Source organism: Microbacterium sp. X-17, assembly GCF_039615055.1.
Map to the genome: position 1 here is coordinate 1,037,279 of NZ_JBDHNI010000001.1, position 24,418 is coordinate 1,061,696.

Annotated in this window: 35 protein-coding genes; 12 read left to right on the forward strand and 23 right to left on the reverse strand. The window is 70.2% G+C overall.

Translation table 11 applies throughout. The features are described from left to right. Nucleotides 1–14: 14 nt before the first annotated feature. Nucleotides 15–812, reverse strand: coding sequence for a patatin-like phospholipase family protein (locus tag ABCS02_RS05065; RefSeq protein ID WP_345834503.1), 798 nt, complete (start codon nucleotides 810–812; stop codon nucleotides 15–17). 115 nt (nucleotides 813–927) lie between these two features. Beyond that, the gene (locus ABCS02_RS05070) at nucleotides 928–1,425 is read right to left on the reverse strand and encodes a DUF427 domain-containing protein (RefSeq protein WP_345834504.1); all 498 of its coding nucleotides are present in this window, start codon (nucleotides 1,423–1,425) and stop codon (nucleotides 928–930) included. A gap of 118 nt (nucleotides 1,426–1,543) precedes the next feature. Here ABCS02_RS05070 and ABCS02_RS05075 point away from each other — a divergent pair, with 118 nt between their 5' ends. Both ABCS02_RS05075 and ABCS02_RS05080 read left to right on the forward strand, forming a co-directional pair. After that, on the forward strand, nucleotides 1,544–1,900 hold the full coding sequence (locus tag ABCS02_RS05075; RefSeq protein ID WP_345834505.1) for an LON peptidase substrate-binding domain-containing protein: 357 nt from the start codon (nucleotides 1,544–1,546) through the stop codon (nucleotides 1,898–1,900). Between the two features lie 72 nt (nucleotides 1,901–1,972). Then, complete coding sequence (locus tag ABCS02_RS05080; RefSeq protein ID WP_345834506.1) at nucleotides 1,973–2,356, forward strand: VOC family protein; 384 nt, start codon at nucleotides 1,973–1,975, stop codon at nucleotides 2,354–2,356. Between the two features lie 28 nt (nucleotides 2,357–2,384). On the opposite strand, the gene ABCS02_RS05085 is transcribed toward ABCS02_RS05080, so the two are convergent. Next, nucleotides 2,385–3,281 carry an SDR family oxidoreductase gene (locus tag ABCS02_RS05085; protein ID WP_345834507.1) on the reverse strand — a complete coding sequence of 299 codons (897 nt, stop codon included), beginning with the start codon at nucleotides 3,279–3,281 and terminating at the stop codon, nucleotides 2,385–2,387. Further along, entirely contained in the window at nucleotides 3,278–3,745 is a 468-nt protein-coding gene (locus tag ABCS02_RS05090) for a nuclear transport factor 2 family protein (RefSeq protein WP_345834508.1), read from the reverse strand. Before ABCS02_RS05090 ends, ABCS02_RS05085 begins: the two co-directional genes overlap by 4 nt. Nucleotides 3,746–3,799: 54 nt before the next feature. On the opposite strand from ABCS02_RS05090, the gene ABCS02_RS05095 reads away from it, so the two are divergent. Continuing rightward, nucleotides 3,800–4,441, forward strand: coding sequence for a helix-turn-helix domain-containing protein (locus tag ABCS02_RS05095; protein WP_345834509.1), 642 nt, complete (start codon nucleotides 3,800–3,802; stop codon nucleotides 4,439–4,441). A 120-nt stretch (nucleotides 4,442–4,561) separates the two neighbouring features. Here ABCS02_RS05095 and ABCS02_RS05100 read toward each other — a convergent pair whose 3' ends face one another. Continuing rightward, nucleotides 4,562–5,167: a hypothetical protein gene (locus tag ABCS02_RS05100; protein ID WP_345834510.1), complete on the reverse strand. Its 606-nt coding sequence runs from the start codon at nucleotides 5,165–5,167 to the stop codon at nucleotides 4,562–4,564. A 64-nt stretch (nucleotides 5,168–5,231) separates the two neighbouring features. Then, nucleotides 5,232–5,774, reverse strand: coding sequence for a DapH/DapD/GlmU-related protein (locus tag ABCS02_RS05105; RefSeq protein ID WP_345834511.1), 543 nt, complete (start codon nucleotides 5,772–5,774; stop codon nucleotides 5,232–5,234). 80 nt (nucleotides 5,775–5,854) lie between these two features. Between ABCS02_RS05105 and ABCS02_RS05110 the strand changes: the two genes are divergently transcribed. After that, complete coding sequence (locus ABCS02_RS05110; protein ID WP_345834512.1) at nucleotides 5,855–6,421, forward strand: GNAT family N-acetyltransferase; 567 nt, start codon at nucleotides 5,855–5,857, stop codon at nucleotides 6,419–6,421. Between the two features lie 73 nt (nucleotides 6,422–6,494). Here the strand turns inward: ABCS02_RS05110 and ABCS02_RS05115 are convergent, their stop codons facing one another. The 6 genes from ABCS02_RS05115 to ABCS02_RS05140 form a co-directional block, all read right to left on the reverse strand. Further along, nucleotides 6,495–7,271, reverse strand: coding sequence for an ABC transporter permease (locus ABCS02_RS05115; protein ID WP_345834513.1), 777 nt, complete (start codon nucleotides 7,269–7,271; stop codon nucleotides 6,495–6,497). Beyond that, on the reverse strand, nucleotides 7,271–8,074 hold the full coding sequence (locus ABCS02_RS05120; RefSeq protein ID WP_345834514.1) for an ATP-binding cassette domain-containing protein: 804 nt from the start codon (nucleotides 8,072–8,074) through the stop codon (nucleotides 7,271–7,273). Before ABCS02_RS05120 ends, ABCS02_RS05115 begins: the two co-directional genes overlap by 1 nt. Beyond that, complete coding sequence (locus ABCS02_RS05125; RefSeq protein ID WP_345834515.1) at nucleotides 8,071–8,445, reverse strand: DUF1048 domain-containing protein; 375 nt, start codon at nucleotides 8,443–8,445, stop codon at nucleotides 8,071–8,073. Before ABCS02_RS05125 ends, ABCS02_RS05120 begins: the two co-directional genes overlap by 4 nt. A 1-nt stretch (nucleotide 8,446) precedes the next feature. Next, nucleotides 8,447–8,776 (reverse strand): PadR family transcriptional regulator, encoded by a 330-nt coding sequence (locus ABCS02_RS05130; RefSeq protein ID WP_185276928.1) that lies wholly within the window; start codon nucleotides 8,774–8,776, stop codon nucleotides 8,447–8,449. Between the two features lie 178 nt (nucleotides 8,777–8,954). Next, nucleotides 8,955–9,629, reverse strand: coding sequence for an alpha/beta family hydrolase (locus ABCS02_RS05135; RefSeq protein WP_345834516.1), 675 nt, complete (start codon nucleotides 9,627–9,629; stop codon nucleotides 8,955–8,957). Nucleotides 9,630–9,655: 26 nt separating this feature from the next. Beyond that, a complete protein-coding gene (locus tag ABCS02_RS05140) occupies nucleotides 9,656–10,705 on the reverse strand; it encodes an MIP/aquaporin family protein (protein WP_345834517.1) in 1,050 nt (349 codons plus the stop codon). Nucleotides 10,706–10,875: 170 nt separating this feature from the next. Between ABCS02_RS05140 and ABCS02_RS05145 the strand changes: the two genes are divergently transcribed. Together ABCS02_RS05145 and ABCS02_RS05150 are read left to right on the forward strand one after the other, a co-directional pair. Beyond that, nucleotides 10,876–11,934 carry a DUF561 domain-containing protein gene (locus ABCS02_RS05145; RefSeq protein WP_345834518.1) on the forward strand — a complete coding sequence of 353 codons (1,059 nt, stop codon included), beginning with the start codon at nucleotides 10,876–10,878 and terminating at the stop codon, nucleotides 11,932–11,934. Then, on the forward strand, nucleotides 11,921–12,724 hold the full coding sequence (locus ABCS02_RS05150; protein ID WP_345834519.1) for a flavin reductase family protein: 804 nt from the start codon (nucleotides 11,921–11,923) through the stop codon (nucleotides 12,722–12,724). Before ABCS02_RS05145 ends, ABCS02_RS05150 begins: the two co-directional genes overlap by 14 nt. A gap of 14 nt (nucleotides 12,725–12,738) precedes the next feature. Here ABCS02_RS05150 and ABCS02_RS05155 read toward each other — a convergent pair whose 3' ends face one another. Next, nucleotides 12,739–13,233 (reverse strand): MarR family transcriptional regulator, encoded by a 495-nt coding sequence (locus ABCS02_RS05155; RefSeq protein ID WP_345834520.1) that lies wholly within the window; start codon nucleotides 13,231–13,233, stop codon nucleotides 12,739–12,741. A gap of 169 nt (nucleotides 13,234–13,402) precedes the next feature. On the opposite strand from ABCS02_RS05155, the gene ABCS02_RS05160 reads away from it, so the two are divergent. Continuing rightward, nucleotides 13,403–13,669 (forward strand): hypothetical protein, encoded by a 267-nt coding sequence (locus ABCS02_RS05160; RefSeq protein ID WP_345834521.1) that lies wholly within the window; start codon nucleotides 13,403–13,405, stop codon nucleotides 13,667–13,669. A 67-nt stretch (nucleotides 13,670–13,736) separates the two neighbouring features. Here ABCS02_RS05160 and tal read toward each other — a convergent pair whose 3' ends face one another. Together tal and folE are read right to left on the reverse strand one after the other, a co-directional pair. Further along, nucleotides 13,737–14,825 carry a transaldolase gene (gene tal, locus ABCS02_RS05165; protein WP_345834522.1) on the reverse strand — a complete coding sequence of 363 codons (1,089 nt, stop codon included), beginning with the start codon at nucleotides 14,823–14,825 and terminating at the stop codon, nucleotides 13,737–13,739. Next, nucleotides 14,822–15,460: a GTP cyclohydrolase I gene (folE, locus tag ABCS02_RS05170; RefSeq protein WP_345834523.1), complete on the reverse strand. Its 639-nt coding sequence runs from the start codon at nucleotides 15,458–15,460 to the stop codon at nucleotides 14,822–14,824. Before folE ends, tal begins: the two co-directional genes overlap by 4 nt. Nucleotides 15,461–15,542: 82 nt before the next feature. On the opposite strand from folE, the gene ABCS02_RS05175 reads away from it, so the two are divergent. Further along, nucleotides 15,543–16,208, forward strand: coding sequence for a helix-turn-helix domain-containing protein (locus tag ABCS02_RS05175; protein WP_345834524.1), 666 nt, complete (start codon nucleotides 15,543–15,545; stop codon nucleotides 16,206–16,208). Here the strand turns inward: ABCS02_RS05175 and ABCS02_RS05180 are convergent. The 3 genes from ABCS02_RS05180 to ABCS02_RS05190 all read right to left on the reverse strand — a co-directional run bounded on the left by ABCS02_RS05180 (nucleotide 16,205) and on the right by ABCS02_RS05190 (nucleotide 18,683). Then, complete coding sequence (locus ABCS02_RS05180; RefSeq protein WP_345834525.1) at nucleotides 16,205–16,888, reverse strand: MgtC/SapB family protein; 684 nt, start codon at nucleotides 16,886–16,888, stop codon at nucleotides 16,205–16,207. The two genes, ABCS02_RS05175 and ABCS02_RS05180, sit on opposite strands and share 4 nt — an antisense overlap. Before the next feature lie 60 nt (nucleotides 16,889–16,948). Then, nucleotides 16,949–18,364: an MFS transporter gene (locus ABCS02_RS05185; RefSeq protein WP_345834526.1), complete on the reverse strand. Its 1,416-nt coding sequence runs from the start codon at nucleotides 18,362–18,364 to the stop codon at nucleotides 16,949–16,951. A 73-nt stretch (nucleotides 18,365–18,437) separates the two neighbouring features. After that, nucleotides 18,438–18,683: a hypothetical protein gene (locus tag ABCS02_RS05190; protein WP_345834527.1), complete on the reverse strand. Its 246-nt coding sequence runs from the start codon at nucleotides 18,681–18,683 to the stop codon at nucleotides 18,438–18,440. A gap of 81 nt (nucleotides 18,684–18,764) precedes the next feature. On the opposite strand from ABCS02_RS05190, the gene ABCS02_RS05195 reads away from it, so the two are divergent. From ABCS02_RS05195 to ABCS02_RS05205, 3 genes are all read left to right on the forward strand, one after another. After that, nucleotides 18,765–19,130: a hypothetical protein gene (locus ABCS02_RS05195; protein WP_345834528.1), complete on the forward strand. Its 366-nt coding sequence runs from the start codon at nucleotides 18,765–18,767 to the stop codon at nucleotides 19,128–19,130. A 1-nt stretch (nucleotide 19,131) separates the two neighbouring features. Beyond that, a complete protein-coding gene (locus ABCS02_RS05200; protein WP_345834529.1) occupies nucleotides 19,132–19,449 on the forward strand; it encodes a hypothetical protein in 318 nt (105 codons plus the stop codon). A 68-nt stretch (nucleotides 19,450–19,517) separates the two neighbouring features. Then, nucleotides 19,518–19,763, forward strand: coding sequence for a hypothetical protein (locus ABCS02_RS05205; RefSeq protein ID WP_345834530.1), 246 nt, complete (start codon nucleotides 19,518–19,520; stop codon nucleotides 19,761–19,763). Nucleotides 19,764–19,801: 38 nt separating this feature from the next. Here ABCS02_RS05205 and ABCS02_RS05210 read toward each other — a convergent pair whose 3' ends face one another. The 5 genes from ABCS02_RS05210 to ABCS02_RS05230 all read right to left on the reverse strand — a co-directional run bounded on the left by ABCS02_RS05210 (nucleotide 19,802) and on the right by ABCS02_RS05230 (nucleotide 22,683). Further along, entirely contained in the window at nucleotides 19,802–20,266 is a 465-nt protein-coding gene (locus ABCS02_RS05210) for a hypothetical protein (protein ID WP_345834531.1), read from the reverse strand. After that, entirely contained in the window at nucleotides 20,259–20,600 is a 342-nt protein-coding gene (locus tag ABCS02_RS05215) for an SdpI family protein (RefSeq protein WP_345834532.1), read from the reverse strand. The genes ABCS02_RS05210 and ABCS02_RS05215 overlap by 8 nt, the downstream gene beginning before the upstream one ends. After that, entirely contained in the window at nucleotides 20,590–21,474 is an 885-nt protein-coding gene (locus ABCS02_RS05220) for an HTTM domain-containing protein (protein WP_345834533.1), read from the reverse strand. Before ABCS02_RS05220 ends, ABCS02_RS05215 begins: the two co-directional genes overlap by 11 nt. A 79-nt stretch (nucleotides 21,475–21,553) precedes the next feature. Next, complete coding sequence (locus tag ABCS02_RS05225) at nucleotides 21,554–22,132, reverse strand: SdpA family antimicrobial peptide system protein (RefSeq protein WP_345834534.1); 579 nt, start codon at nucleotides 22,130–22,132, stop codon at nucleotides 21,554–21,556. Next, a complete protein-coding gene (locus ABCS02_RS05230; protein WP_345834535.1) occupies nucleotides 22,129–22,683 on the reverse strand; it encodes a hypothetical protein in 555 nt (184 codons plus the stop codon). Before ABCS02_RS05230 ends, ABCS02_RS05225 begins: the two co-directional genes overlap by 4 nt. Before the next feature lie 349 nt (nucleotides 22,684–23,032). On the opposite strand from ABCS02_RS05230, the gene ABCS02_RS05235 reads away from it, so the two are divergent. Beyond that, entirely contained in the window at nucleotides 23,033–24,418 is a 1,386-nt protein-coding gene (locus tag ABCS02_RS05235; RefSeq protein WP_345834536.1) for a glutamate decarboxylase, read from the forward strand.

A 24,418-nucleotide genomic window follows, 5' to 3' on the forward strand; every position in this document is an offset into this window, starting at 1 on the left:
CGCAGCGGCCGAGTTCAGGCCGCGTCGAGTATCCGCTCGCCGACCGGACCGGGCTCGTGCGCACCTGCGATCGTCCCGCGCGACTCGGCGTCATCCAGCGCCGCGATCGCCACACGGCGACCCTCGGCGATGAGACGCGGGACATCGGACATCCCCCACTGCGCCATCCCGCCCATCTCGGGCTGGATCAGCACGACGGAGGGGTCGCGCTTGAGGTCGGCAGTGCGTGTGACCATCCGCATCATCCGAACGTTCTCCCACTTCGCGTGCAGGCGTACGACGATGACGCGGGCCGCGCCGAGAGCGCGAGTGGCCTGGACCGGAACATTGTCGACGATGCCGCCGTCGGCCAGCAGCCTCCCGTCGCGGCGCACAGGAGGCAGGAGCCCCGGCACGGCGATTGTCGACCGCAGTGCGACGCTCAGCGGCCCTTCGTCGATCGTCACGGCCTGGCGGGTTCGCAGGTCGGTGGCGACGGCGGCGAACCGACGTGGGAGGTCCTCGATGAGCGGGTCGGAGCCCAGGAGGCGGTGGAGGGAATGCCGGACGGCATGCGTGTCGAGCAGTCCCCAGCGCGGCGTGAGCGACCACCGGGCGATCGCGTTCCAGCGGAAGCTCCGCGCGGCGAGCTCGATCGCCGGCGGTTCGAAGCCTGCGGCATATGCTGCGCCGACCAGGGCGCCGGAACTCGTGCCTGTGATGATCCCCGGGCGGATGCCGCGCTCCGCGAGCACCTGGAGAACCCCCACGTGCGCCGCGCCGAACGCGCCTCCGCCGCCCAGGGTGAGACCCAGGGTCCGATCATCGCTCACGTGGTTCTCCGTCATTTCGATGGTGCGACGGTACCAGCGAGTGCGTGGGAGACGCCTGTGCGGGAGGCCGACCCTGCTCGGACCTGCGGCGCACCCGCCCGCGCGAACGCCGAGTTCACCAGCCCAGTGACCCGGGCGACCCTGTGAAAGGCCCGACCACCGAACTCGTGATCCAGCCGCCGTAGAAGCCTCCGGGCTGCGGCGTGACGACCTCGCCGTCGACCGTGCACTCGTCCATCTGCTGCGCGTAGACCGCGACGCGGTCTCGGAGCGGCTCGAACCCGGGCGACGGATGCGGGTAGTTCCATGCGCTAGCGGCCCGCACCTCGCCCCCGCCGCGCACGTCGAGATAGCGTGCTGTGCCCTTGAACTCGCAGAACGACGAGCCGTCGCCGTCGACCAGCGCGCCGGGTGCGAAGTCCGCTATCGGCAGGTAGTAGACCGGCGGATGGCTGGTCTCGAGCACCCGGAGGACGTTTCGGGTCTCGACGATGAGCTGCCCGCCCAGACGGATCGTGACGGGCGCGGCGACCCGCTCGATGCGCGGCGGCCTCGGGTAGTCCCAGACGGACTCCTGTCCCGCTCCTGGGATCTCGGGGCGCGGCCGGGGCACCTTCTCACTCTATGCCCCCGGTGTTTCACTGGAGTATGGTCGCCTCACCGATGTTCCCGCTCGGAGCCGTGCTGTTCCCGTCCGTGGCCATCCCGCTGCGGGTGTTCGAGCCGTCGGCGTGGGGACCCGGAGGTTCACGGTCGAGCGCTGGGTCGAGGAGGACCCGTATCCCCGGGCCGAGCTCTCGATGCTGCCGGAGCTGGAGTGGTCCGAAGCGCTCGCACCCCTGCGGGCCGAGGCCGAGGCGGTCGTCCGCCGTGTGATCGCCCGCCTCGGGGAGCCGCAGTCGGATGCCGGCGTCGAGCTGTCGGACGATCCCGTCGCAGCCGTGTGGCAACTGGCGGCGATCGCGCCGCTGGGCGAGTACGACAGGTACACCCTGTTGAGGTCGACGTCGATGGGCGGCCTCCTGCGTCAGTTGATCGATCTGACCCTCGAGGCCGAGGAGCTCTGGGCGGCCGAGGGAGGCCTCTGACGCGAACTCGGGAGGTCAGGGACGCGAGTGCACGGCGTAGCCTCCAAGCGGGGTCTCAACGAGGAGGTTGCAATGCTGACCACAACGAGGATCTCCGCCGTGCTTTCCAGCACCGACCTGGTTCGGAGCCAGGAGTTCTACGAGCAGCGGGTAGGGCTGACGCTCTCGCCGGAGACGATCCCGAACCATCTGCTGTTCGAGTCGCCCGACGGCTCCACCCTGCTCGTCTACGGACGGCCTGGAGGCAACAAGGCGGACCACACGCAGGTGCGGCTGTGGTCGAGGGACATCGACAGCGACGTGCAGGAACTGGCTTCGCGCGGCGTCGAATTCGAAGAATACGACTATCCCACGCTGAAGACCGTCGGTCATATCGCGACAACCGCCGGTGTGGGCAGGTCGGCGTGGTTCACGGACCCGGACGGCAACATCATCGCTTTGTACCAGCCGGAGTAGCGCCGACGGCGTCCAGTGCGACCCCGGCTCAGCGCGCAACCGTGCCCTGGTGGATATCCGCCCACCTCGCTGCGGCCTGGGGGAGGGTGGTGTGCGGCAGCCCGGGGTAGCGGGCGCGGTGCGGGGCGGCGTCGAACGTCATGTCGGTCGTGTTCATGATGACCGCGGCGGACGCGACGCGTGCGAGGAACGGCGAGAACGGCCGGGCAACGAGCGCCGTGATGCGGAGCGCCGGAAGCGGGATCCGCTTGGTCGGGCCGGTCACGCCGGTCGCCGATCGCAGCGCAGCGGAGAGTTGTTCGAGGGTCAGATCCTCGCCGCCCCACTCGACGGTCTCCCCGAGCAGGCGCGGATTGCGCAGGGCTTCTCCGACCAGGCCGGCCACATCGTCGACGGACACGAAGTTCACCGGGACCGTGCCCGTTCCGAAGACGAGCGTCGATCCGTTGCGCCGGAGGTCGGCCCCGACCGCGTCGAGGTACGTCTCCAGGAAGGCGGTGGGACGCACGATCGTCCATCCCGCACCGGAGGCCCGCAGCGCCTCCTCGGCCGCCCACTTCATGCGCAGAAGCGGAAGCCGTGCGTCCGGAGCCGCACCGTGCATGGATACCAGGACGACGTGCTCGACACCTGCGGTGCGCGCTGCGTGGAGGAGGGCGATGTTCCCGTCGCGGTCGACTCCGGCCGGCGTCGACCGTCCCATCGGCCCGAACCCGGAGGCGGCGAGGACCACCGCGCGGCAGCCCTCGACCGCACGCGAGACAGCCTTTGGGTCGGCGATGTCACCGACCACCGCCTCGGATCCGCCCTCTCGGATCATCTCCGCGGTCACGCGGTTTCGGGTCAGCACCCGGACCTGACCGGGTTCCAGGTCCTCGCGGATCGCGGTCCCCAGCCGCCCGGTGCCGCCGGCGATGAGGATCACGGCGCCACGACCTCGGGATCGGCGCTCGGGGACGTTTCTCGCACCTGCCGCCGCACGGCGTCGCCGACCGTGCCGCTCGTACGCTCGACAGGCTCCACGTAGAAGCGCGCGGATGCGATGCTGTCGCCGTCGACCTCGAAGATGATCGTCCCGGCCATTTCGTGCGGTGTGCCGTCGCGACGCGTCCCCGTCATCCGCCATTCGGTCCAGACGGTGCGGCCGTCGACGGTCTGCGCTTCGACCGCGACGTGGATGTCCGGCACGCCGGCGAAGATCTGCTGCCAGTTGTCCCGCACCTGAGCGGAGCCGGCGAACGAACGGTTCGGGTGCGCCGGCGTCGAGTTGCGGTAGTCGGCGGCGAAGCAGCGGACGAGGGCGTCGAGGTCGTGAGCGTTCGTGGCCCGCACCAAGCGGTCGATGACTGTTGCGGGCGACCCACCGGGACGCTCAGCGGCTGTGCTCATGACAGCCTCCATTTTCGATGAAGTAGACTGTATCTGAATAGGAGTGTACGCCGCATGGAAACCGGGGACAAGAGCCGCCGACGCTACGACGCGAGCCGCCGCCGCAGCATGGCCGAGCAGCGACGCCAGGGCATCCTCGGCAGCGCACAGCGGCTGTTCCTGCAGACGGGATACGCCGCGACGACCGTCGCCGCCATCGCGGACGACGCCGGTGTGGCCGTCGAGACCGTCTATAAGGCGTTCGGCGGCAAGCCCGGTCTCGTGCGCGCGATCGTCGGCTCGAAGCTACTGGGATCGGCGGAGGTCCCCGCCGAGACGCGATCCGATGCCGCCCAGGCGACAGAGCCGAACGCCGCCGCGCTGTTCCGCCGGTTCGGGGAGTTCACCAGGGAGATCGCACCCGAGGTCGCCCCCATCATGCGGCTCATCCGGGACGCCGCGGCGTCCGGCGACCACGAGATGCGCGGCCTGCTGGCGGAGGTCGAGGACGAACGGCACGCGCGCATGCTCCACAATGCGCTCGCCGTGGCGGAGCGCGGGTTCCTGCGGCCCGATGTCACGCCTGCCGCGGCGGCCGACGTGATGTGGCTCTACACCGACTCCCGCTTCTTCGACGACCTAGTGGTGGCACGAGGGTGGAGTCCCGACGCGTTCGCCGGGTTCATCGCTGGTGCGCTGGAGTCGGCGCTCGCCTAGCGGACATCCAGAACGGGTTAGCGTCCGGTCCCGAAGGAGATTCGCGCGCGACACGGCACAACCTTCCTTCCGAATGGCGCCCGGAAGGAGATCTGCGACCGTGTCTCCTTCCAGCGTCGGCTACGGCTCCGTCGTCAACGGCGGGTCACCGATCACCGTGTGCAGCCAGATCCAGCTCCCGTTCGAGCTGCCCCGCACCAGATCCACATGCACCGTCTCGTCGGGTGCGATCGGCCCGACGCCGACGTGGAGGGTGCTGACCTGTGTCGCATCCAGCGTCCAGCTCTGCGCCACGACCGCCGCGTTCGCCGACGCCTCCACCGTCAGCACCGCGCCCAGGTCGAGGAAGAACGGCACCACCGCCCACGCGAGGTCGTACGACCGCGTCTCCGTGATCCCGAAGTCGGACGGGGTGAAGCGCACCGAGACGCGGAACCAGTCCGGCTGCTGCGTGGGGTGGACGTCCCACGAGTAGAAGAACGCCGGATTGAGGTCGGGCGCGAAGAGCACGTCGCCGGTCGCGACGGCCGACGCGAGCGCGAGATCGGCGCCCGTGCCGAGGGTGTGGGCGAGGTGGCCGGCGTCGAGGGTGGCGATCGTCCCGGGGTACTGGCCGAAGCCGGGGAGGCCGCCGAGCTGGCCGCGGAGGCGCTCGGCGAAGTCGGCGAGCTCGGCGCGGTCGGGGCGCCGGGGAGTGCCGCCCGGCGAGGAAGGGATGCTGTTCATGGTGCCGCACCCTACGCCGCCGGGACGCCCGCGGGGATAGGGCGGTCGCCGAAAAGGGCGGCGCTCAGAACTCCCGCAGCACCGTCGCCTTCGGCCCCGCCACGAGCGTCCCCGCCGGCACGTCCTCCGCGATGACGGCCCCGGCCGCGATGACCGCGTCCCTGCCGATGCTGACGCCCGGGAGGATGGTCGCCCCGGCCCCGATCCACACGTTCTCGGCCACGTCGATCGGGCCGCCGGTCAGCCAGATTCGGCGGTCCTCCACGTCGACCGGGTGGCCGACCGTGATGAAGGTGACCCGCGGGGCGACCATGACGCGCGGCGCGAGGCGGATGCCGGCGTAGTCCAGGAACGTGCAGTTCTGGTTGATGAACACCCGCTCCGAGAGCTCCAGGTTCAGGCCGTGGTCGGTGAAGAACGGCGGGTAGATCGTCACCCGCTCCGGCAGCGGGCGGCCGAGGATCTCCGCGAGCAGCGCCGCCTTGCCGTCCTCGTCGTCGAAGGGCAGCACGTTCAGGCGGGAGGTCAGCTCGGTCGCGCGCAGCACGCGCTCCGACATGGCCTGGAACTCGGGGGAGTGGATGCGCATGAGGAGGTCGCTCGGCATCCCACGATCCTCCCGCCGTACCCACCGCCGCGGCGACCGGACACGCCAGCGGTGTCGGTGGCGGCCGGTACGCTTCCGGCATGGCCATCGAGGTGCTCCCCGCCACGGGCCGGTGGGACGATTTCGCGACGTTCATGGTGCCGCGGAAGGCCGACGCCGGCGGGTGCGTCTGCATGTCCTACCGCGACGCGCGCCTCCCGATGCCGGAGCGCGTCGAGTACATGCACCACGAGTGCGAGACGGAGCCCGGGCCCGGCGTCCTGGTCTACGCCGACGGGGAGGTCGCGGGCTGGTGCTCGGTCGCGCCGAAGTCCACGTACCGGCGGCTGCTGAACTCCCGCACCATCCCGCACCTGGACGAGGAGCTCGACCCGTGGTCGATCGTCTGCTTCGTGGTGCGCGGCGGGTTCCGCAAGCGCGGGCTGATGCACGACCTCCTCGACGGGGCGGTGGAGCACGCGCGGGTCTCCGGCGCGCGGCTGGTCGAGGGCTACCCGGTCGAGACGCGCGGCGAGCGGGTGGATGTGATCAGCGGCTATGTCGGCACGGTCGAGCTGTTCGAGAAGCACGGGTTCGCGCGGCTGCGGGAGACGGACGCGCACTCGGGAGGCCGTGTCCGCTGGATCGTGCGGCGCGAGCTGCGCTGAGACCCAACGCGCGGAACGGCCGCCGACCCGAACCGGGCCGGCGGCCGCACCACCGAGGGCGAGGGCGGAGGACTCACCCCCGGCTGATCCGCCGCCGGTAGATCGCGGTGGCGAAACCGTACGCGACGACCAGGATGCCGACGCACCAGGCTAGGGCGATCCAGATGTCCCCGGTGACCGGGTGCTCCGCGAACAGCGCCCGGATGGTGTCCACGATCGGCGTCACCGGCTGGTGCTCGGCGAACCACGCCACTGGGGCGGGCATGGTGTTGGTGGGGACGAACGCCGAGCTGATGAACGGGAGGAAGATCAGCGGGTAGGCGAAGGCGCCCGCGCCGTCCACGCTCTTCGCCGACAGTCCCGCGATCACGGCCACCCAGGTCAGGGCCAGCGTGAACAGCACCAGGATGCCCGCGACCCCCAGCCAGGCGAGCACACTCGCGCCGGTGCGGAAGCCGATCAGCAGCGCCACCAGGACCACCAGCACGACCGAGATCATGTTGGCGACCAGCGATGTCAGCACGTGCGCCCAGAGCACGCTCGACCGGGCGATCGGCATGGACTGGAACCGCTCGAAGATGCCGCCCTGGAGGTCCATGAACAGCCGGTACGAGGTGTACGAGATGCCCGACGCGATCGTGATCAGCATGATCCCGGGGAGCAGGTAGTTCACGTACGAGCCCGAGTCGGGGCCGGTGTTGATGGCCCCGCCGAGGACGAACACGAACAGCAGCATGAGGGCGATCGGCACGATGGTGACCGTGATGATCGTGTCCAGGCTGCGCGTGATGTGCTTCATGGACCGCCCGGTGAGGACGGTGGTGTCTGCGACGAAGTTCGCGGTGGACATCAGGACTCCTTCGAGGGTTCGGGGGAGGCCGCGGCCGGGGCCGAGGGTCCGACGATGGCGAGGAACACGTCCTCCAGGCTGGGCTGCTTCTCCACGTACTCGACCTTCGCCGGCGGGAGGAGCTGCTTGAGTTCGGCGAGCGTGCCGTTCGCGATGATGCGGCCCTCGTGGAGGATCGCGATGCGGTCCGCGAGCTGCTCCGCCTCGTCCAGGTACTGCGTGGTGAGCAGCACGGTGGTGCCGCGGCCGGCGAGGCGCTTGACCGTCTCCCAGACCTCGTTGCGCGCCTGCGGGTCGAGGCCGGTGGTCGGCTCGTCCAGAAACACCACCGGCGGCTGGCCGATGAGGCTCATGGCGATGTCGAGCCGGCGGCGCATCCCGCCCGAGTAGGTGCCGACCTTGCGGCCTCCCGCGTCGGTGAGCGAGAAGCGCGCCAGCAACTCGTCCGCGATCCCGGCCGGGTTCTTCAGGTGGCGGAGCCGGGCGACCAGGATGAGGTTCTCCCGGCCGCTGAGGACCTCGTCCACCGCGGCGAACTGGCCGGTCAGGCTGATCGAGTCGCGCACCTCGTCCGGGTTGCGGGCCACGTCGAACCCGTTGACGGTGGCGGTGCCGTCGTCGCCCTTCAGCAGGGTGGAGAGGATCTTCACCGCCGTGGTCTTGCCGGCCCCGTTCGAGCCGAGGAGGGCGAAGATGCTGCCCGGCTGGACGTCGAAGTCGACGCCGCGCAGGACGTGCAGGTCCTTGTAGGACTTCTGGAGGCCGCGCACCTGGATGGCGGGGCCCGTGGTGGTCGCGGTCATGAGTTCTTCTCCTGCTCGCGTTCGGCCGCGTCGACCGCCTCGGTGAGGCGGGCGCGCTCCTTGTCGATCCAGCGGGTGCCGACGTAGGCCGCAGCGAAGGCCTCGGCGAACTCGACCGGGTCGTCCCCGACGATGTCGCGGACCGGGGTGCCGTCGGCCGCCGCGCGCTCCCACAGCTCCACGAAGTCGGTCATCATCGTGAGGATGGTGTCGCCGTCGACGATCCCGCCGTTGTACATGAGGTAGCGGTTGAGCGCCTTCGCGACGCCGTTGTACGGCTCGGGGAGGGCGTCCAGCCGGCCCTTGATCTGCCGGTACTGCTTCTTCTGTTCGAGCGATCCGGTGACCAGCTCGATCCACTTCGGTGCCATGTCAGTTTCCTCCGTCTCGGAGCTGTTCCAGTCGTTCTGCGAGGAAGCTCCAGGTCCTCCAGAACTCGTCCAGGTATTCGCGTCCCGCCGCGTTGAGCGAGTACACCTTGCGGGGCGGGCCCTTCTCCGACGGGACCTTCTCGACATCCACGAGGCCCCGCTGCTCCACCCTGACGAGCAGGGCGTAGACGGTGCCCTCGGCGATGTCCTCGAAGCCCTGGTCGCGCAGCCACGAGGTGATCTCGTACCCGTATGCGGCCCGGCCCGACAGGATGGCGAGGACGATGCCCTCGAGCGTGCCCTTGAGCATCTCGGTCGTCTGCTTGCCCATGACACCCCTTCCAACTACTCAGTGCTGTTGACTACCACTAGATAGTAACGCCGAGTACCGGTAGATAGCAACACTGAATACCGACTTTTTTGCGGAAGGAGAAATGGCGGCGACGCGCCGCGGATCTCCTTCCCGATGCCGTTCGGAAGGAGATGTGGAGCGGAACTCCTGCGCGCGCTCAGCGCGCCGTGGAGCCGAGCACCTCGTCCACGAAGCCGGCGACGGTCGCCACCACCAGCTCCCGCACATCGTGCGCCGTGAGCGGGGACGCCTTGAGCGTCTTCATCCCGTGGTCGGCGCCAGCGACGGGCGCAATGCGCACGTTCCCGTGGTCGCCGGGCGCGGCCGCCAGCTCGGCGCGCAGGAGGTCGGCGCCGCCGAAGGTGTCGCGGTCGCCCTGGAGGACCAGCACGGGCACCGTCGGCGTGAGGAGCTCCTCCAGGCGCGTGACGTCCGGACGGCCCGGGGGATGCAGTGGGAACGCCAGGCACACGACAGCGACGGCTCCCGTCTCGGCGGCGGTGCGACACGCCACCCGCGCTCCTGCGCTTCGGCCGCCGACGATCACGGGGACGCCGCCGGCGAGGTCCGCGACGACGGGCGCGGTCTCCAGCCAGGCGGCGTCGAGCGCGGGCGGCCGGGAGGCGACCTTCTTGCCTGCGACCCGCCACGGCTGCTCGTAGCGCGCGACGGTGACGCCGAGCGCGGGCAGCTCGGCTGCGAGCGCGGTCAGGTCCGCGGCGCCGATGCCGCCGCCCGCTCCGTGGCCGAGCCAGAGCAGGGCGCGGGGATGCTCCGCAGGCGCGACGACCAGCCGGCCGAGGCCGGCAGCGGTCGGAACGTCCACCTCCACGCCCCTGAGGGTAGCGGGTGTGGCCGCTAGCGGGTGTCGCGCTCTCGCCGCATCCTCGGACCGCCACGGCCGTCCGTCTCCGGGGTGTCGGGCCCCGGCGGGCGGACAGCGGCGGCCTCCGCGGCCTCGGCGGCCGCGTCGGAGACGGCGGCGTCCGGCACCCGGGCCGCCCCTGGGCCTCCGGTCTTCAGCAGCCGAGCGTGCAGGATGTCCCCGATGAACAGGTCGTAGACGAGCACGCCGATCACGCCGCCGATCAGCGGCCCGAGGATCGGCACCCACATGTACCCGCTGAACCAGGGGCCGTTGCCGGGGACCGCGAGGTTCCCCCACCCGGCGATCCAGGCGAGCAGACGCGGCCCGAGGTCGCGGGCCGGGTTGATCGCGTAGCCCGCGTTCGCGCCGTACGACATCCCGATGGCCGCGACCGCGAAGCCGACGATCAGCGGGCCGAGGTTCGACTGGACCGCGGTGTTGCGCAGGTCGATCACGGCGGCGATCAGAAGGATCAGGAACATCGTGCCGACGATCTGGTCGAGCAGCGGTCCCCACATGTTGCCGTTGAAGTACGGCGCGGGGAAGGTGGCGAAGATCGAGAACGACGCGAGCGTGTGGCCGTTCACCTTCGGTCCCTTGCTCGCCGTGTCGAACGCGCCGATCGCGGCGGCGTAGACCCCGAGGACGAGCGCCGCGCCGACGAACGCGCCGAGGAGCTGCGACACCATGTAGGGGATCACCTTGACCCACGCGAACCCACGCCGCACGGCGAACGCCAGCGTCACCGCCGGGTTGAGGTGCGCGCCGCTCACGCCGCCGGCGACGTAGACGCCGAAGACGACGGCCATCGCCCAGCCCCAGGTGATGAGGAGCCAGTCGCCGGTGCCGAGGAAGAAGGTCGTTGGGCCCTCGGTGCGGCCCGACCCGGGGAGGGCGGCGACCGCCATCGCCACGACGCCGTCGCCGAACGCGATCAGGACGAAGGTGCCGAGGAACTCGGCGAGGCATTCGCCCCACAGTCCTCCGCGTCGTTTGAGGCCCCATCCGCGTACCAGAACGGGGATCGTGTCATCGCTCATTTCCGCACCTCCGCACGAAAACCCACTCGGGCGCGCACTCGCGCGTCCCGGCGCGTCGCGATCCCGTCCGGCAGGATCGTGCGCCGATATAATCAGTGTTACGCCGACAGTTGCGATTACGCAATTGTATTTTGGACGGCGTCATCGCTTCTGAGGCTGGAGTCCTGCGGATGAGTCTGAGCACCATGCTGGGGATCGACGCGCCGATCGTCCTCGGCCCGTTCGGCGGGCTGTCGTCCGTCGCCCTGACCGCGGCCGTGAGCGACGCGGGAGGCCTCGGCTCGTACGGGCTGTACGGCTACGACGGCGCGCGCATCCGCTCGGTCGCCGCCGAGCTGCGGGAGGCCACCGGCCGTCCCATCGCGCTCAACCTGTGGCTCCCGCACCGGGAGGCCGACGAGCCGGAGGCGCTCGGCCGCGACGAGTTCGACCGCGCCGTCGCCGGGATGGCCCAGCTCTTCGCGCAGGCCGGCGTGCTGCCGCCGGAGTGGCCGGTCGCGCCGCTCCCGGACTTCGGCGAGCAGGTGGAGGCCGCCCTCGACGCGCGCCCGGTCGCCCTGAGCTTCGTGTTCGGCGTGCCGGGGCCGGACGTGATCGAGGCGGCGCACACGCGCGGAATCCTCGTGATCGGCGCGGCGACGACCGTCGCCGAGGCGCGCTCGCTGGAGGCCGGAGGCGTCGACGCGATCGTCGCATCCGGGTCCGAGGCCGCAGGGCACCGGCCGTCGTTCCTGATCGAGTCCGAGCGCAGCCTGGTCGGCGGGTTGGCCTTGATCCCGCAGGTGGTGGACGCGGTGAGCGTGCCCGTCATCGCGGCCGGCGGCATCGCCGACCGTCGCGGCGTCGCGGCGGCCTTCGCGCTGGGCGCGTCGGGCGTGCAGGTGGGGACCGCCTTCCTGGCGACGACCCTGTCCGCGGCGCCGGCCATCCACCGCGAGCGGATCCGCGCGGCGCTCGCCAGCGACACCGTGCTGACGCGGGCGATGAGCGGCCGGCTCGCGCGCGGCCTCCCGAACCACGCCGTCCGGGCGATCGAGAACAGTGGAGCCGGCGCGACCTTCCCGCTGCAGAACATCCTCACCGGCGTGTTCCGCCGGGCCGCGTCGGCCGCGGGACAGCCCGAGCTGATGTCGCTCTGGATGGGGCAGAGCGCCGGGCTCTCCCGGTTCGAGGACGCGTCGGACGTGTTCGCCGAGCTCGCCGCGGGGGTGCCGGATGACGCCCGCTGAGCCCGTGGGCGCGCACCGCGTCGTGCGCCCTCCCATCCTCTACGCGGGCACCCCGGTCATCCTGCTCTCCTCGCTGAACGCCGACGGGAGCCCGAACCTCGCGCCCGCCTCCTCGTACTGGGCGCTCGGCCAGATGCTCGCGCTCGGCCTCGAAACGGAGGGGCAGACGCTCGCGAACCTGCAGGAGCGGCCGCAGCTGACCGTCAGCTTCCCGTCGCCGCCGCTCTGGCCCGCGGTGGAGCGCATCGCCGAGCTGACCGGGCGCGCGGAGGTCCCCGCCGCGAAGGCGGGACGGTACACGCACCGCGCCGACAAGTTCGCCGCCGCCGGGCTGACGCCGCAGGCGTCCGACCTGGTCGGCCCGCCGCGGGTGGCGGAGTGCCTGCTCCAGCTGGAGGCGGAGGTGCGCCGCATCACGCCCGGCGTCACGGGGGAGTACGCGATCGCCGAGGCGGAGGTCGTGCGCGTGCACGCCGACCGGGGGATCGTCGCGGACGGCGACCACATCGACCCGCTGGCGTGGCAGCCGATCGTGTACAGCTTCCGGCACTACTTCGGGATCGGGGAGCCATTGGGCGCGCGCGGGGGTGCTCCGGCGCCCGCCACGCTCCCGGATGCCGACGCCGACGCCGACGCCGAATCCGGCACCGACTTCGACGTGGACGCCTGGGAGCTGTGGGAGCTCGGCGGCGATCCCGCCTGCTGGCTCGGCTCCGTCTGCCCCGAGTGCGGGGCGATGCGCGACGGCGACGGGCCGTGCCCGCGCTGCGACGCCGATCCGCCGGACTGACGGGGCGCGATCCGTTAGATGCCCGCGGCCGCCCCGGGGAGCAGCAGCGTGAACCGCCCGTCGGCGCTCGGGAGGTCGCCCGCCGCGCTCGCGAACGCCCGGAAGGACGCCGTGGCCGCGCTGCGTTCGTCGGGCTCCATGCTCGCCAGCACCTCGGCGAGGGCGGAGCGGCGGTGGCCGATGACGCGCTCGACGAGTGCGCGGCCCTCCGGCGTGAGGGTCACCCGGACGAAGCGGCGGTCGTCCGGGTCCTCGGCCCGCTCGACCAGTCCCAGCCGGACGAGCTTCTCGCAGGTGCGGGTGGCGTTGGACGCGTGCACGCCGAGCTCGGCGGCCACGCCGCCGAGGGTCTGCGGTCCACGGGTGGCGACCATCACGAGCACCCGGAGCTGCGGCGAGGTGACGATGTCCTCGACTTCGGACACCGAGCGGGCGGCGACCCGCATCATCACGTCCGCGGCCTGGAGGGCGGCGTCGACGTCGTCGGGGTGCTGTTCTTCGTGGTCCACTCTCCAGTTGTACCGTGCATCACCGGGCTCGCGCATCAGTGCGGGCCCGGAGGCGGTCGGGCGCGGCCTGAATCGGACATGCGAACACGCTCCGAGTGCGCCGCGACCACTACCGGAGTGGTTGCGATCGCGGGATAATTGCGATATCGCAACCAAGGAGGCGATCGTCATGGTCGAAACACAGGACCGCGACGTGATCGAGGGCCGGTACACCCAGGCCGAGCCCGAGACGGCCGAAGGGCGCGTCGTTCACGGTCAGTACACCGAAGGGGAGGGGCACCTCGGCCCCGACTCGGAGGTAATCGGAGCCTACGTGGGCTCCGAGCGCGAGGGCAGGCCGCCCCTCGTGCGCAGCACCCACCAGCGGAGTGGGAACTATCCGAAGGCGCAGCACGAGAGGGCCGGGGCGGCCGCTGCGCCCGAGAAGGAGGGCTGACCCTCCCGGCGGAGCGCCCCGTCGCCTTCCACGGGGCGCTCCGCTCCCCGCTGCCCGCGCGCTCCGCTCAGCCCGCGACCGCAGCGACCAGGCGCTCCCACGACGCCCCGAACGCGTCGATCCCGGCCCGTTCCAGTTCCGCAGTGACGTCCGTGAGGCGCACTCCCGCGCGCTCCAAATCATCCAGGACCGCCCGCGACTCCGCGTAGCTGCCCCGGATCGTGTCCGGCCGCACTTCGCCGTGGTCGTGCAGAGCCTCCAGCGTCTTCGCCGGGATCGTGTCCACCACGCCGGGCGCGACCAGCTCCTCCACGTAGCGAGTGTCCCGCATCGCGGGGTCCTTCACGCCGGTGGAGGCCCAGAGCGGCCGTTGCGGGTGGGCGCCGGCCGCCGCGAGCGCCTGCCACTCCGGTCCCACCAGCGACTCCTCGAACGCGGCGTAGGCCAGGCGCGCGTTGGCGACGGCGGCGAGCCCGCGGAGCCCGTCCGCCACGGGGCCGCCGATCGCGGTGAGCCGTTCGTCCACCGCCACGTCGACGCGGGAGACGAAGAACGACGCGACAGAGCGGATGCCGACCAGCGCGATCCCGGATGCCGCCGCGCGGGCGAGCCCTGCGCGGTAGGCGGCCATCACCTCCGCGTAGCGCTCCAGCCCGAACAGCAGCGTCATGTTGATGGAGGCGCCCTCCGCGGTCGCCTCCTCCAGCGCGCGCACACCCGCGTCGGTGGAGGGGATCTTGACCAGCACGTTCGGCCGGTCGACGCGCCGGCGCAGGTCCCGGACCTCGGCGAGCGTCGCCGCCGTGTCGTGGGCGGCGTCCGGCGTGACCTCGATCGAGACGACCCCGTCCGCGCCGCTGGTGGACTCGAACACCGGGCGGAGGACATCGCAGGCCTCGCGCACGTCCGCTGCGACGAGCGCGAGCGCGGTCTCCCGCGGGTCGGCGCCGGTCGCGCGCAGCTCGGCGAGCCGGCCGGCGTACGCGTCCGGGTCGTCCTCCACGGCCTTCGCGAAGATGGTCGGGTTCGTCGTCACCCCGGTCACATCCCGCTCGCGAATCAGCTCGGCCAGTTTCCCGGAGACGAGGTCGCCGCGCGAGAGGTCGTCCAGCCAGATGCTCACCCCGGCGCGACGGAGGTCGGCGGTCGCGGTCATCCGTCCGCCCTCCCGTCGAGGAAGCGCCGCGGGCCGATCCCGGCGAGCTCGCCCGTGAACCGGGAGGTGCGGGTCGTCGCGCCCGGCGCGCGGACGCCGCGGACCGCCATGCACAGGTGCTCGGCCTCCAGGACGACGCCGACGCCGCGGGGCTCCAGTTCGTCGTCCAGGTAGTCGGCGATCTGCACGGTCAGCCGCTCCTGGAGTTGAAGGTCGCGGGAGAAGTGCTCGACCGCGCGCGCCAGCTTGGAGAGCCCCAGCAGCCGGTGGCCCGGGAGGTAGCCGACGTGGGCGACGCCGCGGAACGGGAGGAGGTGGTGCGCGCAGAGCGACGTGAACGGGATGTCGCGCACCAGCACGAGGTCGTCGTAGCCCTCGTCGTTGGGGAACGTCGTCGCGCGCAGCGGCGGGGCGTCGAGCAGTTCGGCGAAGGCGGCGGCGACACGGCGCGGAGTGTCGGCGAGCTGGGGGTCGGCGGTGTCGCGGCCGAGGGCGTGCAGAAGCTCGGTGATCGCGGCCTCCGCGCGCGGCCGGTCGACGGCGGCGGCCCACGGACCCGTCAGCGGTTCGAGGAGGGGCTCGGCGACCGGGTGCACCCGGGTCTCGTCGCCGTGGGATTCTGTGGTCAGCGTCATCGTGCCTCCTCGGTCCTGCGCTGAGAGTACGTCCGTGGATTTCTTTTGTCAAGATTCGCATTTTTAGAGATAGGATGGCGGCATGACCGACGACGACGTGGCGGCCGTCGCGGCGCTCGCCGAGCCCGCGCGCCGCGATCTGGTCCGCGTCCTGACCGCGGAGGGGAGCCCGCTCGGCCGCGACGAGCTGGCCGAGCGCACGGGCCTCACCCGCGCGGCGGCGGCGTTCCACCTGGACAAGCTCGTGGACGCAGGCGTGCTCGTCGCCGAGTTCCGGCACCGCGGCGAGAAGCGCGGCCCGGGCTCCGGCCGCCCCGCGAAGTTCTACTCGCTCGCGCGCGACGAGCTGGTCGCCAGCATCCCTCCGCGACGCTACGACCTCGCCGGCGAGCTGCTGGCCGCCGCGGTGGAACGGTCGGACGGCACCGGCCGACCCGTCCGCGAGTGCCTCCTGGCCGTCGCCGCCGAGCAGGGCGCCGAACGCAGCGACCCGTCGCGTCCGGTGGCCGACACGCTCGACGGGCTCGGCTACGAGCCCGTGGACGACGACGGGGGCGGCTACGTGCTCGCCAACTGCCCGTTCCACCGGCTGTCGAGCCGCCACACCGACGTGATCTGCTCCGCGAACGCGGCGTTCGTGTCCGCGCTGAGCGCCGGGGCGAGCGACGGCCGGGAGGCGTGGCTGGAGCCGCTGGCCGGCGGGTGCTGCGTGCGGGTCGGGGCGGCGACCGCCCGGACGGAGCACTAGCTCCGCAGCGGCCCCGCCTTGACGCTCACCACGCCGTCGATCCGGCCCAGGTCGGTGAGGAGTCGGTCGGCCTCGTCCTGCTTGCCGCGGATGTAGACGGCGAGCTCGAGGTCCTGGTCCGGGAGGCGGCGGAGGCCGTCCACGCGCGCCTGGAGGCCGTCCGCGGTCAGCCGGTCGAGCACGACGCCGAGAGGCTCGCCCGAGCGGTCGACCCGCACCACGAGGCGGCTCTCCGAGCGCTGCCGGATCAGCCGCTCGGCGGTCGGCAGCGACCCGAGAGCGATAAGGTGGAGGGCCGTCCCGGCGATCGCGAGCAGCGGGAGCCCGGCGCCGCACGCCATGCCGACGGCCGCGGTCATCCAGATGGACGCCGCCGTGGTGAGGCCGACCACATTGCCGCGGTTCACGAAGATCACGCCGGCGCCGACGAAGCCGATGCCGGTCACCACCTGCGCGGCGATCCGGGCCGGGTCGGACGCCGGGAGGCCGAACGCTGTGAAGCCGAACGCCGACACCAGCGTGAACAGCGCGGAGCCGAGCCCCACGAGGATGTGCGTGCGCAGCCCGGCGCTCTTGAACTGGCGCTCGCGCTCCACGCCGATCACCGCCGACAGCACGAACGCGAGCAGCAGCGCGAGAAGCTGGGGGACGAGCGCGGCGGAGGGCAGCCAGCCGCTCATGTCGCGCCCCCGGTCGTGGGGCGCTCCCGCTCAGGGACCCTCCCGCTCATGCCGCGGAGTCTAGGAGGGCGCGGCCTCCGTGGCACCCCCCGGCGCCCCGCCGGGCTGCGACCGGCGCCGCACGAATACCAGCAGGCACAGGTGCACCACCGCCAGCGCGCTCGCCACCCCGACCGCCGCCAGCCAGCTCGCCGGGGTCGTCCCCGCGCTGAACAGCAGCCCGAGCACCGTCGTCGCCACGATCGCGCCCACGTAGCGCGAGGTCTGGAAGATGCCCGCCGCGACCCCCGCGTCCTGCGGGCGGGCGGCGGCGTAGAGCGCCTGGTTCATGCCGATACTCACCACGCAGTACGGGATGCCGAGCGCAGCCGTGATCAGCAGCACCACCCACGGCGCCGTCGTCGCGGCCGCGAACCCGAGCAGGACCGCCCCGACGATCAGCGCAGCCGCTCCCGTGAGCAGCGTCGGCCGCAGCCCGACGCCCTCGATCGCACGCGCGGCCAGCGGCGTGACCGCGATCGTCACCGCCGCCAGCGGGAACATCAGCAGCCCGGTCACGCCCGCCGAGTAGCCGCCGTGCTCCTGGAGGTACTGCGGGAGGCCGAAGAACGCCGAGTAGTAGACCGTGTTGAACACCGCGAAGCACAGGTAGACCATCAGCAGCCGGTGGTTCGCGCCGAGCAGCCGCAGGTCGAGGAACGGGTGCGCCGTGCGCAGCTCGCGCCAGACGAACAGCGCGCCGGCGATCGGCACGAGCGGCAGCAGCCACCACAGCGGCTGCGGGCGCAGGTCGAGCAGGAACACCAGCAGCGCGGTCAGGGTGGCGATGAAGAGGAGGATGCCCGGGACGTCCGACTCCGCCACCACCCGGCGCAGCGGCACCCGCTCGCGCGCCGCGTCCTTCGGGGCGAAGAACCGCACCCCCAGGAACGCCAGCACGGCGAGCGGCACGTTGACCCAGAAGATCGCCTGCCAGCCGAGGAACGTGACCAGCGCGCCGCCCAGCACCGGGCCGATCGCGGCACCGGATGTGTTGGCGATCTGGATGCGGCCGAGCAGCCGGGGCGTCCCGACGCGCGTGTGCGCCGACACCGTCCGCAGCATCGCGATGGCCGAGGGGAACGCCGTCGCCGTCCCGACCGCGAGCGCGACCCGGCCCGCGCAGACGGCGGCGAACGACGACGAGAGCGGGGTGAGCGCGCACGCCAGCACGACCACGAGCATCCCGAACAGGAACAGCCGCCGCGGCCCGAACCGGTCGGCAAAGCGCCCCATCAGCGGCTGCCCGGCGGCGGAGGCCAGATAGAAGGACGTGATCACCCACGTCACGGTCGTCACGCTCACCTGGAAGTCGCGTTGCAGCGGCACCAGCGCCACGGCGATCATCGAGGAGTTCAGCGGGTTGAGCAGCGTGCCGAGGCTGAGGGAGGCCACCGCCCAGCCCGTGCGGGCGTTGTCGGGCGGTGCGTCGGTCACCCGTCCACCCTACGCGGCGGGACGGCGGCCTCCCGGGCGTGGCGGCGTCCCGTACCGCCGGCCTCCCGTGCCGTCAGTCGTCGAGATCGTCCGTGGTCAGCGGGATCGTCGAACGGTAGGGGTAGGCGGGCATGGACGAGAACTCCTCGTCGTCGTCCAACTCGTAGACGTCGTAGGCGAGCGCGCCGGCGAAGAGGGTGGCGACGCGGATCTCGCCCGGCGGACACCCTCCGATCAGGGGCACGACCACGACGCTGTCCAGGGTCCGGCGGTCCTCGTAGAGGAGCGCCGCTTTGATGGTTCGCGTGAGAGCGTCCATGTGCAGACGGTACGCCGCGGCGGCCTGACGTCTTGACGGCGCGCGGGCGGACGGCGAAAGTGAGAACCGGAGAGGACACCGATGGGAACGCTGATCTACGACGGAGCCGACGGCTTCACCTTCGACGACAGGGTGCTCGCTCATCTGCAGGCGGTGATCGCCACGAAGCTGCGCCGCCGCGAAGGCTTCCTCCTCATGTGGGCCGACCGCACGGGCGGCACCGAGCCCACGCTCCGCTCGATCTGGCTGGACCCGTCGATCAGCCTCCAGTTCGCCTTCACCCACAACACCCTCCCGGAGCTCAACCGGGAGTGGCTGGCCATCCTCACCGAGAAGGCCAACGGCAACGCGGGCCTGATGCTGGAGGACGAGCTCCGCGCCGAGATCCGCCAGGAAGTGCCCGAGGGCAGCTTCCGCGAGTCGCGCGCGAAGAAGCAGGCCGACTGAGATGGGCAAACTGATCTACGGGGTCGGCCGCGAGTACGAGTTCGACGACCGGACGCTCTCGCACGTGAAGATCGCCCTCGTCACGAAGCTGCGCCGCCACGAGAGCTTCCTGCTGAACTGGGAGATCCCCGTCGAGCAGGGCGGCGGCCGGATGAGCCTCTGGATCAGCCGCGAGATCCCGCTGGCGTTCGTGTTCAACGGCTCCCGCCCTCCCGCCCTCAACGAGCGCTGGATGGAGGCGCTGCTGCAGACCAGCCAGCGCACCGGCGGCATGGTGATCATGCGGGAGGACGAGGTGGAGGGCGGCGGGGCGGTCTAGCGTGTGGGGCGGCTGGGTGCCCGCTGCGAGGCACTCGCCCCGGCCCGTAACCGGCCTACCATCGAGTCATGGACAAGGTGGAGGGCCGGCTCGGCTCTCGCGCCGAGCGAGCGGCCGAATGGCTGGACGCGAAGCTGCTCCCGGTCCTCGGTCCGCCTCCGCTCGGCCCCTACGGCCAGGAGACACCGAGGACGGAAGCCGCGACGTGCCCGCTGTGCAGCCGCCGCATCGACGAGCACGAGATCGAACGCGACCACGGTCACGCGTTCCTGATCTGCCCGTCCCCGGCACGGACGCAGTTGCAGGTCGAGTAGGCGACCGGTGGTGAGCGCTCGCGGTTCGGCCGTGAGCGTTAGGGGGAGGTGCGCGCCGGGCGGGGCGGCGGCGCCAGCAGGAGGGGGATGACGCCGTAGGCGAAGGCGGCGATGATGACGAGGGTCCATGCGCCGAGGACGGGCTGGAGCGGGTCACCGGCCTCGATGGTCAACCAGGTGGAGACCAGCCACTGCGTCGCGGCGATCGCGGACACGCTGCCCGTTGTGAGGAGGATGAGGCGTCGGGTCAGGGGGTGGAGTCGCGGAAGCAGCGCGGCGACGGCGCCGATGAGGGCCGCGCTCGCCGACACCGCGAATGTCGCGGCGAACAGCTCGTCACTCGGTGTCGTCCGGTCGGCTGGCCCGTTACCGGACCAGTGCGAGCCGATCGCATCGGGGAGGACTGCGCTCCATGCGAAGCGGGACCAGAGGGACAGCGCGGCAGGGGTGAGCGCGGCAGCTGCAGCAGCAAGGCGCCGCAAACTTGTGGTCGAGCTACGCACGCGCCTTGATCTCCCGCACCGCGCGACGGCCCGCATGTGCGATGGCCGCGAGCATCACGACGATCAGTGAGAGGAGCAGGAAGGGAAAGCTCGGGGGTGCAAAGTACAGCCCAGCGATCACAGGAACAGCAACGAACGTCAGTAGGAGCTGCTTCGCGAGCAAAGGCGTCAGCGCACGGTGAACCGTGTCCCACACCTGCTTGTCCTTCATCTTGGTCGAGATCCTGAATCCGACAAACGGGTTCGGGCCGACTCGGATCGCGATATGCGTGAATGCGAAATTCAACCCTGGAATGGCCGCAACGAGCATGGTCAGGGTGAGCTCAGGCAGCACGGCGTCTCTCGCGATTCTCGGATGTGTGGGAACTGGTCGCATTGATCTGACGCAGCCGGCGGAACAACCGAAGCGAATATCCATCGCGAGGCCGCCAGCAACTGAGGACGAGCGCCCCTGTCATTGCAAGGAAGAACGTCACGAGCCCCATGACGAGGGCGATTGCACAATGAAAACAGACCCCAAGGATGAGTGCCGTTCGACGAACCCGCCGGTTGCGCCAGCCGAGCAGCAAGCACGCTGCGATCACTAGTTCGAGGATCATCGTTCCCCACGTAGTCGCAGCACTTACGGCGGGAGCTGCGAGTAGATCGAGTAGTAGATGTTCCCCATCTCGGCTGACGCCGAAGCCTGAGTTCTGAACCCAATACCACAGTGCGGTGCCCTCCGCCCAGATGGGATGGCCCAGCTTGACGAGTGCGGCCTCTACGTACACGTATGCGACTTGAATCGTGCACGCCCAGAGCACGACGTTGGAGAACACGTACGTCACGTGCCGCCCCGGACGTCTCATCTCGGCGAACGCAACCAGCCGCTTGTCGAAGGTGCTCGCGACCGACAGAAGGATCGCAAGGTTGACGGTCAGTTGATCGCCACCTTCGACGCCGACGGCGTTACTCGAAAGGCTGAATGCGGAGTATGAATGAAGCCAGCCATTGATCGACGGAAGAAGTCCCAGAATCGCGGGCAGACACAGCAAGGCAAGGGTCAACCGTGCGATATCAAGCGAATCGCTCGACACAACGCAGAACCCACCTACCCCGCTGATGTCCTCGCAGTTGACGGTATGACTGGCGGAGGGGTCGCCCGAATGAAAGAGCACATCGGCTGGGTTGCAAACGAGGGTGAAGAACGTTCCCAATGCGAGCAGCATTCGCGCAACGTGAAGCTGCAATCCGAAGGGATCCTGCCCCAACCGCCTCAGCGCCCAGCTTCCGAGTGAGTCGAAAGAGCTACTGATCATCGCATCTCACAGTCAGCGAAACCGCCTGGGTCCGTTTCGCTCGTGTCAGCTCTCTGTAACCGTAAGGAATCGGGGTGTGCCTCACCAGTGCGAGACGGCTCGAGCAGACGGGTTCCCGCGTGACCGGTGAGACCGCTGCGTGCGCCACCGGTTCGAGAGTGCCCAGGCAGCTCGACATGCTCTGCTCTGGTAGACACTCGACCCACTCCTCGTCTTCATCGATAGCCGAGTAAAGGATGTTGATGTCGATGGACTCCGCCCGCGATATTCGGGAGAGCCCGAACGCATACTTAGGTTGAACGATGGCGTCTTGGTCCAGGATCGACCACTCAGAATTTCCTGGCCGTTTGATGGCAATGCTCACGCGATCCTCGCGAGCATCTCGGGTGAAGAATCCCCAGCCCTGCAGGAAGACCTTGGACACCGACTTGACGGGGCCCTCGGGGCCGGTTGGATTGAAAACGTTCGACGGGAATTTGTTTCCGACAACAGACATCGTCGCAACGACGGCGACGAGCGCTGCCGTTGAGATGAACGTGAACGCGGCCCGTCGCGAAGTGCTGTTCACGAAGTGCGAAGCGAAACCGTGATCCGACGTACCTCTTCGCTCTCTGAGAGGGTGGGATAGTTCTGGATCAACTCTGTCGGGTTCGATGCACGAGGTGCCTTCTTCCCGTTCCACGTGCCGTTCATGTTCCACAGACCATTCTGGTTGTAGATGATGTTGATCGCGCCCGCGACGTTGAAGGTCACGACTGCAATGGCCGCTCCGAGCGCGATCGCGGCAACCCCCACTGCAGCGCAGACAGCTACGATGCCGCAGCGAGGAGTACGGATCGGAGTGTCACTGACTCCCGGATACTCGCGGTCAAGCGCGGCCATGAATGATGTTCGAAAAACTCCAAGCGCGGATTCCACTCGATAAGGGTCCCCGGAGGTGATTCCCGGGAACGCGTCACTGAGCTCTCGGGCGTCCTCGGCGATCATCGACTGAGTGAGCCGACTCTGTACTCCGTCGATAGCGGCACGTTGCTCGTCGGAGAGGTCCGCGGGATAGGAGACGACGCGCTCGATCGATTCCGCAACCGGGCCGGTGGCGAAGACGATGCCGTTGATCATCTGCTCCAGCGTGAAGGAACTTTCCGTCTCGGGAACGGAGGACGAGGATGTGGAAGACGAACTGGTTACGCTCTCGGGCCCAGCCGCACCATTCGCGGGAGGCGTTAGGGCCAATACGAGAGCGCCCGCGGTTGCGAACGAAATCAAGGGACGGAGGTATGAGCGGCGCATGGAAACCTCATTGTTTTTCAACAGAAATAGGAATTGAAATGATGCAGTTAAAAGCTAGCATGCCAAAGCTCTCAGGTATAACTCGGGATGCTCATGCTGAGCAGGTTCCGGAACAAACTCGTAGAGGAGGCGGCGTTTGGGCCCTGCGCCTTCCCCCCTCCAGGAATAGGCTCCCCTCATGCGTCACGGTTACGAGTCCCCCGAGGAGCCCGTCGGCCTGAATCCCGTCTTCTCGCGGCCCGGGGAGGCGACCGAGTTCGCCCGGTTCACGCTCCCGGAGGGCGAGTCGCTGCCGGACACCGCCTTCCAGGTGGTGCATGACGAGGCGATGCTGGACGGGAACGCGCGGCTGAACCTCGCGACCTTCGTCGGCACCTGGATGGAGGATCAGGCCGGGCGGCTGTACGCGGAGGCGGTGGACAAGAACATCGTCGACAAGGACGAGTACCCGCAGACCGCGGCCATCGAGGCCCGGTGCTGGCGGATGCTCGCCGGGCTCTGGAACGCGCCGGATCCCGCGCGCTCGATCGGCACCTCCACCATCGGGTCCTCGGAGGCGTGCATGCTCGGCGGCCTCGCGCTCAAGCGGCGCTGGCAGCAGCGGCGGCGCGCGGCCGGGCAGTCCACCGAGAAGCCGAACCTCGTGATGAGCGCGGCCGTGCAGGTGTGCTGGGAGAAGTTCTGCAACTACTTCGAGGTGGAGCCGCGGTTCGTGCCCATCTCGCTCGACCACAAGACGCTCGACGGCGACGGGCTCGAGAAGTACGTGGACGAGAACACGATCGGCGTCGTCGCCATCATGGGCGTGACGTACACCGGGATGTACGAGCCAGTGCAGGCGATCAGCGACGCCCTCGACGCGATCCAGCGCGCGACCGGGCTCGACATCCCGATCCACGTCGACGGCGCGTCCGGGGCGATGGTCGCACCGTTCATCCAGCCCGACATCGTCTGGGACTTCCGCCTGGAGCGGGTCGCCTCCATCAACACGTCCGGGCACAAGTACGGTCTCGTCTATCCCGGGATCGGCTGGGTGGTGTGGCGGGAGGCCGACCTGCTGCCGGAGGAGCTCGTCTTCAAGGTCAGCTACCTCGGCGGTGAGATGCCGACGTTCGGGATCAACTTCTCCCGGCCGGGCGCCCAGGTGCTGCTGCAGTACTACCAGTTCCTGCGCCTCGGGTTCGACGGCTACAAGCGCGTCCAGACCGCCTCCCGGGACGTCGCCCGTTACCTCGCCGACGAGGTCCGGGCGCTGGGACGCTTCGACATCTGGACGGACGGCAGCGACATCCCGGTCGCGGCGTGGCAGGTGAAGGCCGACCACGACGCACCCTGGACCCTCTACGACCTGTCGCTGCGGCTGCGCACGCGCGGCTGGCTGGTGCCCGCGTACCCGATGCCGGAGGCGCTCACCGAGGTGACGGTGCAGCGCGCGGTCGTCCGGAACGGGCTCAGCCGCGACCTCGCGGGCGGGCTGGTGGACGCGATCCGGACGAGCGTGCAGGAGCTGGACGAGCTGAAGGCGCCGATGCCTGGTCCGGACCGGGTGGCGTTCCACCACTGA